The sequence below is a fragment of the Acinetobacter sp. YH12155 genome (assembly GCF_013418255.1).
Taxonomy (GTDB): Bacteria; Pseudomonadota; Gammaproteobacteria; order Pseudomonadales; family Moraxellaceae; genus Acinetobacter; species Acinetobacter indicus.
On sequence record NZ_VPCK01000004.1, the window covers coordinates 175,963 to 185,839 of the forward strand.

General features: G+C 48.1%; 13 protein-coding genes and 2 tRNA genes. 8 read left to right on the plus strand and 7 right to left on the minus strand.

What is annotated here, in order from left to right:
• Positions 1 to 65 precede the first annotated feature (65 nt).
• A complete protein-coding gene (locus FTU86_RS04070) occupies positions 66 to 698 on the plus strand; it encodes a hypothetical protein (protein ID WP_104472616.1) in 633 nt (210 codons plus the stop codon).
• A gap of 424 nt (positions 699 to 1,122) precedes the next feature.
• Here FTU86_RS04070 and hisF read toward each other — a convergent pair whose 3' ends face one another.
• Positions 1,123 to 1,884 (minus strand): imidazole glycerol phosphate synthase subunit HisF, encoded by a 762-nt coding sequence (hisF, locus tag FTU86_RS04075; RefSeq protein WP_303113667.1) that lies wholly within the window; start codon positions 1,882 to 1,884, stop codon positions 1,123 to 1,125.
• Positions 1,885 to 1,994: 110 nt separating this feature from the next.
• On the opposite strand from hisF, the gene FTU86_RS04080 reads away from it, so the two are divergent.
• The 3 genes from FTU86_RS04080 to FTU86_RS04090 are packed head-to-tail and all read left to right on the plus strand — an operon-like array spanning position 1,995 to position 4,014.
• Positions 1,995 to 2,945, plus strand: a complete 951-nt coding sequence (locus FTU86_RS04080; protein WP_005180603.1) for a homoserine kinase — start codon at positions 1,995 to 1,997, stop codon at positions 2,943 to 2,945.
• A 17-nt stretch (positions 2,946 to 2,962) separates the two neighbouring features.
• Positions 2,963 to 3,589 carry a DUF1294 domain-containing protein gene (locus tag FTU86_RS04085; protein WP_005180601.1) on the plus strand — a complete coding sequence of 209 codons (627 nt, stop codon included), beginning with the start codon at positions 2,963 to 2,965 and terminating at the stop codon, positions 3,587 to 3,589.
• 32 nt (positions 3,590 to 3,621) lie between these two features.
• The gene (locus FTU86_RS04090) at positions 3,622 to 4,014 is read left to right on the plus strand and encodes a hypothetical protein (protein ID WP_005180599.1); all 393 of its coding nucleotides are present in this window, start codon (positions 3,622 to 3,624) and stop codon (positions 4,012 to 4,014) included.
• Between the two features lie 33 nt (positions 4,015 to 4,047).
• Here FTU86_RS04090 and FTU86_RS04095 read toward each other — a convergent pair whose 3' ends face one another.
• The 6 genes from FTU86_RS04095 to hisB form a co-directional block, all read right to left on the minus strand.
• Positions 4,048 to 4,983 (minus strand): DMT family transporter, encoded by a 936-nt coding sequence (locus FTU86_RS04095; RefSeq protein ID WP_180048340.1) that lies wholly within the window; start codon positions 4,981 to 4,983, stop codon positions 4,048 to 4,050.
• Between the two features lie 87 nt (positions 4,984 to 5,070).
• Positions 5,071 to 5,802, minus strand: coding sequence for a 1-(5-phosphoribosyl)-5-[(5-phosphoribosylamino)methylideneamino]imidazole-4-carboxamide isomerase (hisA, locus tag FTU86_RS04100; RefSeq protein ID WP_005180591.1), 732 nt, complete (start codon positions 5,800 to 5,802; stop codon positions 5,071 to 5,073).
• Between the two features lie 175 nt (positions 5,803 to 5,977).
• Positions 5,978 to 6,646: a 3'-5' exonuclease gene (locus FTU86_RS04105; RefSeq protein ID WP_180048341.1), complete on the minus strand. Its 669-nt coding sequence runs from the start codon at positions 6,644 to 6,646 to the stop codon at positions 5,978 to 5,980.
• A gap of 74 nt (positions 6,647 to 6,720) precedes the next feature.
• Positions 6,721 to 7,209, minus strand: a complete 489-nt coding sequence (locus FTU86_RS04110; RefSeq protein ID WP_016658424.1) for a DUF805 domain-containing protein — start codon at positions 7,207 to 7,209, stop codon at positions 6,721 to 6,723.
• Positions 7,210 to 7,360: 151 nt separating this feature from the next.
• Complete coding sequence (gene hisH / locus FTU86_RS04115; RefSeq protein WP_180048342.1) at positions 7,361 to 7,978, minus strand: imidazole glycerol phosphate synthase subunit HisH; 618 nt, start codon at positions 7,976 to 7,978, stop codon at positions 7,361 to 7,363.
• Entirely contained in the window at positions 7,978 to 8,571 is a 594-nt protein-coding gene (hisB, locus tag FTU86_RS04120; RefSeq protein ID WP_005180581.1) for an imidazoleglycerol-phosphate dehydratase HisB, read from the minus strand. The genes hisH and hisB overlap by 1 nt, the downstream gene beginning before the upstream one ends.
• 96 nt (positions 8,572 to 8,667) lie before the next feature.
• Here hisB and FTU86_RS04125 point away from each other — a divergent pair, with 96 nt between their 5' ends.
• From FTU86_RS04125 to FTU86_RS04140, 4 genes are all read left to right on the plus strand, one after another.
• Positions 8,668 to 9,045: a GNAT family N-acetyltransferase gene (locus FTU86_RS04125; RefSeq protein WP_016658426.1), complete on the plus strand. Its 378-nt coding sequence runs from the start codon at positions 8,668 to 8,670 to the stop codon at positions 9,043 to 9,045.
• A gap of 197 nt (positions 9,046 to 9,242) precedes the next feature.
• A tRNA-Phe gene (locus FTU86_RS04130) sits at positions 9,243 to 9,318 on the plus strand.
• Between the two features lie 133 nt (positions 9,319 to 9,451).
• Positions 9,452 to 9,527, plus strand: a tRNA-Phe gene (locus FTU86_RS04135).
• Between the two features lie 100 nt (positions 9,528 to 9,627).
• On the plus strand, positions 9,628 to 9,877 hold a 250-nt coding region (locus FTU86_RS04140; RefSeq protein WP_171261348.1), incomplete at its 3' end, for a transposase domain-containing protein.

Below are 9,877 nucleotides of genomic sequence, written 5' to 3' on the forward strand. Positions count from 1 at the left end.
TTTTCCGTCAATATCTAGCCTGTGCCGACGCTTATAGTGAAGGAAAAGCACAGGAGGACTGGAGCATGTTAAAAGGATTTATAGCAGGTTTATTGGTGGCCAATGCCTTTGAATGGGTGGCACATAAATATGTATTACATGGTACCCATCGGCCGGGGCAGCCGCGTCACAGTCCGGTGCCACGCAGTATGCGTTCGCATTGGGAGCATCATCGTGAGGTGCGGAAAAATCAGTTTAATGATGAAAGCTATGTGATTGGCTGGTCGCACTGGCGCAATAAAAACGAGATTATTTCGCTGGCCGCCGCCGCGGGTGTGTTTGGGCTGGTCTTTTTCCCGATTTCCAAAGGCATGATGGCCGGCAGCATGTATAGCGCCCTGAATTATTACTATATTCACCGCCGTGCCCATTTGGAGCCAGAGTGGGCCAGAACAAAAATTCCCTGGCACTATGACCATCATATGAACAGCAATCAGGATGCCAATTGGTGTGTGACCAAGCCCTGGTTTGACTATATTCTGGGCACCCGGGTTATATCTTCACCCGATTTGCAGGAGCAGAATCCGCTCGGGATTGCCTTGCCACGGCCGCTGTCGGCGCTATTAAACCGCGGCGCGGAAAAATTCTTCCCGGCCAAATGGGTCGACCGGAATGAAAAGCCATCCCCAGATCTTGAGTCGCTACCTAAAGCCAGTTAATGAGAGGGTTGTTTATCTGCTGAGCAAATTCATCGTTGATTGGCCCAAAGTCAGTATATTCGCGGAACAATAATACTGGATCAATTATGTGATAGAGATCAAATAAAACTGATTGAAAACAACTGCTTTGTAAGCTGTTGTCGTGAATTGTCAATAAAATTGGCGTTGATGGTCAATATCTGTTCAGGGAAGTTTTCTATAGTAAAGAAGCTGAAGATAGCGGCAGAACTTCTGCCTACATCGAAGGTGATTCTGTTGAAATATGTACGTTTTAATGCCAAGCGCTGTAGCAATTCTTGGTTTATAGGGAGTCTTCAGGACTCCTTTTTTTTATCTTCATTTTTTATTTGTTTTGCTTTGCCGCATAAAAAAAGAGTGTATGACTACACTCTTTTTCAGTTCTGAAATTTTTGAGCCAGCGGGCTTAAAGGCGCATTTCAATACCTTGTGCCGCCAAGTATTGCTTGGCTTCCGGAATGGTGTGCTGACCAAAGTGGAAAATTGAGGCCGCCAGAACTGCATCGGCGCCGCCTTGTAAAATTCCGTCTGCCAGATGCTGTAAATTGCCAACACCGCCAGAAGCAATGGTTGGAATATTGACGTGGTCATTAATGGTTCGCATTAGTGCCAGGTCATAACCGGCTTTGGTACCATCGGCATCCATAGAGGTAATTAGCAGTTCACCCGCGCCGTAATCAGCCATTTTCACGGCCCATTCAATTGCATCAATCCCGGTCGGTTTGCGGCCACCGTGGGTGAAAATTTCCCATTTGTTGTCGCCGGTTTTTTTGGCATCAATCGCCACCACAATACATTGTGCGCCAAAACGTTGTGAGGCTTCCTGCACAAATTCCGGATTAAACACCGCAGCCGAGTTAATGCTGACCTTGTCGGCACCGGCATTCAGTAATAAACGGATATCTTCGACCTTACGCACGCCGCCGCCCACAGTCAGTGGAACAAACACGGTTTCTGCCATACGCTCAACGGTACGGTAGGTGGTGTCACGGCCATGATGGGTAGCGGTAATATCTAAAAAGGTGATTTCATCAGCGCCCTGTTCGTTATAACGACGCGCCACTTCAACCGGATCACCTGCATCACGAATATCCAGAAATTGCACACCTTTCACCACGCGGCCGTTATCTACGTCTAGGCAAGGAATAATACGTTTAGCAAGCATAATTTTTTCCAGTCATTTCAGCTGATTATGAAACTCACCCACACAAGCGCTACACCTTGGCAGATGGACACGCTATTCTATCAAACTTATGTAAGATTTTTCGCAGGTTTTCTATGTCGGTTTATACGCCTTTGACTTTAAAGGAAGTTCAGGATTTTGCAGCCCCTTATGGACTTGAGGTGGTCGATCTGATTCCGATTCAAGGCGGTATTCAAAATACCAATTACTTTTTGGTGGCTCAGGACGGTACACACTATGTGTTGACCGTGTTTGAAGACATGGATGAACAGGCAGCCGGTGAACTGGTGCCGGTACTGGAACATTTGGGTCAGGCAGGTCTGGCTGTGGCGGTGCCGCTCAGTTATGCTGGCAAGGCCATCCACTCGATTAAACAGAAACCGGCCCAGATTGCGCCGCGTTTAATCGGCGAGCATCCAATGCCGGCCAGCATCGCTCAGGTGGAAGCCATTGCCGTGGCACAGGCCAAAATGCATGTGGCCTTAAAAGATTTTCCTTTAAAACGCGCTTTTGTCCGCGATCATGCGTACTGGCTGGCGGTATCCCAGGAAATTAAACCCAGCTTGAGCGAGGCAGATAAAGTCCTGCTCAGCAAATTGCTGGGACTGTATGAAGCGCTTACCGCGATTTATCCGGACCGTCCAAAAGGGTTTATCCATTCTGATTTATTCCGCGATAATACCCTGTTTGAAGGCGATCAGCTGCAGGGCATTCTGGATTTTTACGAGCTGAATCAGGATGAATGGCTGTTTGATATTGCCATTACCTTAAATGACTTCTGTACTGAGTATCCGCAGGTCAGCCTGAATGAAGACAAAGCCATGGCCTTTTTAAAAGCCTATGACCGCATTCGTCCTTTAACCGAAGATGAAAAAGCCTGTCTGGAGCTGTATCTGGCAATGGCTGCTGGCCGTTTCTGGATGATGCGTTTACAGGTGGCACAAAAAAATGCTTTGCAAGGACGCAGCGGTGACGCAATTTTGCAGAAAAATCCGCTCGAGATGCGTAATATGTTGATTGAACGCTTAAAGTTCGTCACAGCTTAAACATAAAGGGTAGGGAAATGCGCGATCAGGGCCGGTTAATTGAATGGTTTGATGACAAGGGCTATGGCTTTATTCAGCCCAATGATCCGGACAAAGACCGCGTATTTTTGCATATCAAGGATTTTGCCCGTCCGGGGCCGCGCCCGATTGTCGGTTGTGCACTGGATTATCAGGTCATTCTAGATGAACGCGGCCGCTATCGGGCCCAGCAGGTGGTGTATTTAAAAGCCTCGCAGGTCAAGCCGCGTGCTGATGTGGTGAGCAAGCCGCGGCAGCGTCCTGCGGCCAAACGTCCGGCCATGCAAATCCTGTGTGTGGCCTATATTCTCGTGCTGGCGGTACTGACCCTGACCGGTTTATTGCACGGCCTGCTGCTGTTATTGATCAGCCTGATGAATGCACTCAGCTATTGGCTGTATGCACAAGACAAGGAAGCGGCCCAACTCGGTCACCGGCGGATTCCGGAACAGAGCCTGCATCTGGTTTCGGCTCTGGGGGGCTGGCCGGCGGCCTGGCTGGCACAGGAAAAAATGCGACATAAAACACAAAAACAACCTTTTCGTAAAATTTATTTTTGTACAATCGGCTTAAACATTCTTTTGATTTTATGGTTTATTTCTCCTTTTAATCTGTTGACGCTCTGAGCATAGCGGGGCGGGGAGTGCAGGACAACAATATGAATACTTCCATTGACCGTGACCCGAATCGTAGTCTGACTTTTATTCTGTATCTTCTGTATATCGTGGCGATTTTTAGTGCCGGCTTGCTGGCAATCGTCGCGCTAATCATCAATTATGTAAAACGCGGCGCGGTACGCGGTTCGATTTTTGAAAGCCACTTTACTTGGCAAATTCGCAGCTTCTGGTGGTATCTATTCTGGAATATTGTGGCCTTTGTGCCGTTCTTTTTTATTTTCTTTATTGATGAAGACCCGAACCGCTTTGCCCAGGTGATTTTTGGTGCTTCGGCCTTCTGTCTGGCGGTGATTGGCCTGTCTTGGCTGTGGATTGTCTATCGGGCTATTCGCGGTATTATGCGCCTGAATGATAATGAGCCGATGTATTCTTAAATATCTGAATCATCAGACCGATCTTCCCAAAATTTAGTCCGGAAGATCGATCGCTGATGGCGTGTGCTGCTGTTTCTGACGCAGAAATTTTGGTTTCCATTCACTGATAATCACGCCCAGCACCACCAGAAAACCACCGACCAAAGCCATAAACGGTAAACGCTCGCCGGCCAGACGGCCAAACAGCGACGCCCATACCGGTTCGCCAGCATAAATAATTGCCGCCTGTGCCGGGCTGACTGCACGCTGCGCCCAGTTCATCACCAGCTGAACCAGTGCACTGGCCAGACCTAAACCGCCCGCCAAGAGCAGCAGCATCCAGGGAAATTGTGGTAGTTGCTGCTCACCGACCAGTGGCATGGCAAGAAAGGCAAACAGGGAGGCGAACAGCAGTTGAATCACCGTGACCCGTTGCAGATTGACCCGTCCGGCAAAATGGCTGATCAGGATAATTTCCAGTGCAATCGCAATGGCGCCGAGCAGGGTAATCAGCTGACCAAAACTCAGCTGTAGCTGCCCCAAACCATTGCCGGTCAGTAAAACCAGCCCGATAAAGGCACAGCTAGCGCCCAGCCAGATCATGATATGCAGCCGTTTCCGGAACAGCAGCCACAGTAAGATCGGCACCAGCGGCACATATAATGCGGTTAAAAATGCCGATTCGCTACTGCTGATGGTCTGCAGCCCTACGGTTTGCGTACCATAACCGACGGTCAGGCTGGCCCCAATTAATGCACCGGCCCAGAGTTCTTTGACTTGCACAGCGCGTAAATGCGGCAGTGAAATCAGCGCGACCGCCAGTGCAGCGGCGGCAAAGCGGCAGCCGACAAAAAACATCGGGCTGGCATAATTCAGCGCCAGCTTGACTGCCACAAAAGTACCGCCCCATAGCATGGTAATCATGATCAGGGCCAGTTGCGGCGCTTTGCTGTTAAGTGTAGTTTTAAGGTTCACAGGGGCATCAGACATGGCAGATCAGCGAGTATTCAAAAAAAGACATCAACCCGGTGAGGGCATAAAAAAAGAGGCCCGAAGACCTCTTTCTGATAGCAGCACTTAGAGGGCTTGCTCATCCAGCAGCAATTGCGCTTCACGCAAATTCAGGCTGCCTTCATAAATGGCACGACCGGTAATCGCGCCTAAAATGCCTGGCTGGCCTTTTAAATTACGGACATCATCCAGATTGGTTACGCCGCCTGAAGCAATCACTGGTAAACCGGAATATTGCGCCAGATTGACAGTCTGCTCGACGTTTACGCCTTGCATCATGCCGTCACGGGCAATGTCGGTATACACAATGCTGGAGACACCGGCATCGGCAAAACGTTTGGCCAGATCGGTGGCTTTCACTTCAGTCACGTTGGCCCAGCCATCGGTCGCGACCATGCCATTCATGGCATCAATGCCGACAATGATATGCCCGGCGAATTTTTTGCAGGCTTGTTCGACAAATTCTGGCTCTTGAACGGCTTTGGTGCCAATAATCACAAAAGATACGCCTGCATCGAGGTAGTGTTCAATGGTTTCAAATGAGCGAATACCGCCACCAATCTGAATTGGCAGGTCTGGCTGTGCCTTGGCAATGGCCTCGACCACCGGTTTATGGATTGGGGTACCTGCAAAAGCGCCATTTAAGTCGACCAGATGCAAGCGACGCGCACCTTCATTGACCCAATGCTGTGCAGTGGCCACCGGATCATCAGAAAATACGGTATCGTCTTCCATACGACCTTGTTTTAAACGGACACATTTTCCATCTTTCAGGTCAATTGCAGGGATGATCAGCATGCTTTCGCTCCTTGCTTCATCGGTTGAATTTCTTGCCGCCCATCTTAGCAATAAACGAAAATTTTCTAAATGCCATATTTGCATGTAAAAACAAAAACAGCCTGTGCTGTGTCAGGCGGTAAATAGGGAGATCAGGAAAATCGGGCGGCCTGTGTAGCTTGATCTTCAGAGCGGTTTAGGGCGGGGTTTTAGATGGCCGGATTCTGAGTTTGAGCGAGGTATTGGGAATCTGTTTCGGCAACAGGCCCAAACGCAACAATTCTTCAAAGACCAGAACCGGGGCATAGGCATCGGCGGCGGCATATTCTATTTGTGCTGTGCTTAATACCGGATTGGCCCAGTTCGAGGTGCTGAGCCGTTTGCTTTTGGGAAAATAGACCTGAAACAGCAGCGCCATGGCATGTTTTAATCCGACCGGGTTTTTAAAGCCAAAGCTGTGAAAGCATTTGGACAGTTCCAGCACACTGTTCAGTTCTACGCCTTTTTTGCGAAATAGATGGGCATCATTTTTCAGGCCAAAGCCGACTTTAATCTGGTCACGGTTGGCGAAGATTGGCTTAAGAAAGTTCCAGATTTCCTCATTCATCTGAAATAGATAGGCCTGATCTAGTGTGGCCAGCTGAATCAGGTGCGGGCCATCCGACACTTCGCCACTTTTAAAAATCGGTTTGGATTCCGAATCAAAGCCGAGTACCGCTGCAATATTCAGTTCATGCGCATAGTGCTGACATTCGGCCAGCGTTTGAATCAGATGAATTTTAGAGGGTGGCAGACTTTGAAAGCGCGGCAGCTGTTCCAGCTGGCTGGAAGAGGGCATATGGGGTGATGTTGAAGATAAGCTCATGCCATCTTTTCCTTGGGCTGGCGATAAAAATAAGGCCTGAATTGTCAGGCCTTATTTTAAGCAAGCGGGACCTTTTAGGCCAGTACTGCACCAAAAATGGCAAAAGCAAATAGCAGTACCAACAGAATAATATAAATCCAGGCCAGCGCCGCTTCCCAGCCAGCCGTAGCACGTGGTGGACCATAGCTGTTAACACGTTGATCACCCGGGGCGAAAAACAGATACAGCATCAGCAACAGGTTGGCCACTGGAACCAGCATCAGTAACGATAGCCAGCCGGTATGGTTACGGTCATGCAGACGGCGGATGGTGAAAATAAACATCAGATATAACACCCCCAGATAAATCAGTGCGCCCAGCACCAGTGGGGTGAGCGGAATACCGCCAGCAGGGTCAATATTCATCAGCCCGGGAAAGAGCAGGGTCAAAACCAGAAAAACCGGAATCATTAACAGTGCAATCAGGCAGTTCCAGGCCAGATAGGAGAAACGTCCAAAACGCCCCGCCGCGCTGAGTGCCGAATCTTGTGTCGTGATGTGTTGGGTATGAGTGGTGCTATGCATTTTTGAATTACCTGTTTTATTTTTATTGAGTTGTATAAAAAGCAGTCAAATATTACTAAAAATTGCTTAAAAAAGAAAGAAATAAAAAATAGCTAAAAACAAAGCCGGGACGAACCCGGCTCTATACATCTTGCGCAACAGAAGAAGTGATTTAAATCTTCCAGTCGACAAAGTTCTTTAACAGTTGCAGACCAGCAGTATGGCTTTTTTCCGGGTGGAACTGGGTCGCGAACAGGTTGTCTTTGTGCAGGGCGGTACAGAATTGCAGCCCATAGTCACAGGTCGCTGCCACAATCGCGCTGTCTTTCGGCTCGACATAGAAACTGTGCACAAAATAGAAACGTGCATCCTGTTCAATGTTGTTCCACATTGGATGGCTCGGGTCAACCTGATGCACCTGGTTCCAGCCCATGTGTGGCACTTTTAGACCTTCAACCTCCGGGAAGCGTTTTACCACCCCTTCAAAAATACCCAGTGCATCGGCACCGCCATTTTCTTCGGAATGTTGCATCAGCGCCTGCATACCCACACAAATGGCCAGTACCGGTTTATTAAACACCGCCTGACGCACGACCTCATCGATCCCGGCTTCATGCATGCCTTGCATACAGTCGCGCATGGCACCGACACCCGGAAACACGATTTTATCGGCCTGGGCAATCAGTTTCGGGTCATTGGTGACATCCACCGTAGCACCGACGTGTTCCAAAGCTTTGGCGGCAGAGTGCAAATTCCCCATGCCATAATCAAGAAGGGCAATACGGGTCATTACAGGGTACCTTTGGTCGATGCCACAGTATTTGCAGCACGTGGATCAATTTCACAGGCCATACGCAGTGCGCGCGCAAATGCTTTAAACACACTTTCAATCTGGTGGTGGCTGTTTTTGCCTTTCAGGTTGTCGATGTGTACGGTCATTAGCGAGTGGTTCACAAAGCCCTGGAAGAATTCAGAGAATAAATCGACATCAAAACGGCCAATGGTGGCGCGGGTAAATGGTACATCCATAAACAGGCCCGGACGACCAGATAAATCCACCACGGCACGGCTTAAAGATTCATCGAGTGGGGCATAGAAGTGACCATAACGCTTTAAGCCTTTTTTATCGCCCAGTGCCTGTGCAAAGGCCTGACCCAGGGTAATACCACAGTCTTCTACGGTATGGTGGTCATCAATTTCCAGATCGCCATCACAATGAATATCAATATCAAACAAACCGTGTCGCTTGATTTGATCAATCATATGGTCTAAAAATGGAATACCAGTGTTGAGTGTGCCTTGACCGGTACCGTCGAGGTTTAAACGAACTCGAATTTTGGTTTCGTTAGTGTTTCTTACCACTTCACTGATACGCTCTGTCATGGACACGTTCCTCAAAAAACGTTAAAAATGATGGATGTAAAAATGTTTCGCTGCGACGAAGTCCCAGCATATTAGATTGCTCAGGAGGGTTAATCAATGCCTATTACCGTACATGCTTATACTTCACTGGAAAATGATGAAGTGCGCAGCCAGCTTGAGCGACTGTATGACACCAGTCCAGAGTTTGGTGATGGCCAGGATGCGGTAGAGCAACTCGAGCAACATCTGAACCAGTATACCCTACTTTATACCGCAGAATTTAATACAAAATTAATTGGTGCAATTTGGTGTACCGGGCAGGGCGAAAGCAGGACCCTGGAATATATTGTGGTGCATCCGGCCAATCGTGGTCGTGGTGTGGCCGAGCGTCTGGTCAGTGAAGTCTGCCGCATGGAAGAAGCCAAAGGCGTGAATCAGTTTGAACCGGGCTGTGGCGCGATTCACCGCTGTCTGGCACATCTGGACAAACTCTAAGCGATTTAAAATGAAATTCAAGAGAGGCCAAGCGCCTCTCTTTTTTGTCTGCTGACCTGTAAATGGCTGGAATCGCGGGCATTTCACTTAAAAAATAAGCAGACAGTGTACAAAATGCTGTAAAAGTAAACAAATACTTGAATTTATGCAAAAGCTGCTTGACGGCACCGGGCGGAGATTGTTTAATACGCGTCATCGGCGTGATAGCTCAGTTGGTAGAGCAACGGATTGAAAATCCGTGTGTCCCCAGTTCGATCCTGGGTCTCGCCACCATATTCAAACGTTTAAACGTTTTCAATCCCTGATCCCATCAGGGATTTTTTTTGGGTAAAAAATACTCGATTAAATAAAAATGTCATGATTTATATTGACTAATTTCCCCAGATGCGGCTTAATACACGGCATCGGCGTGATAGCTCAGTTGGTAGAGCAACGGATTGAAAATCCGTGTGTCCCCAGTTCGATCCTGGGTCTCGCCACCATATTCAAAAAAGCCCCTGCATTGCAGGTAATGCCAGTCAGTTAAGCAAATTTTAGTAAAATGTAGTAAAAATGAGTGTATGTAAATACGCTCATTTTTTTATGTCTTTATCTGAACATTTAGAATCCACTCTTGAACATGCTCTCCCATCACTCAACCATTTTTGTGAACTTATTGATTTAAATTGGATTGAAACATCTCTGCATCAAACAGGTAAGGCATCAATCAGAAGGAGAAAATTACCTGCTGAGCACGTGGTTTGGCTTGTTCTTGGGCTTGCCTTGTTTCGCAATCAACCCATCAGCTATGTGGTAGAACAATTAAAACTCGTGTTTGGTACAACAGATTATT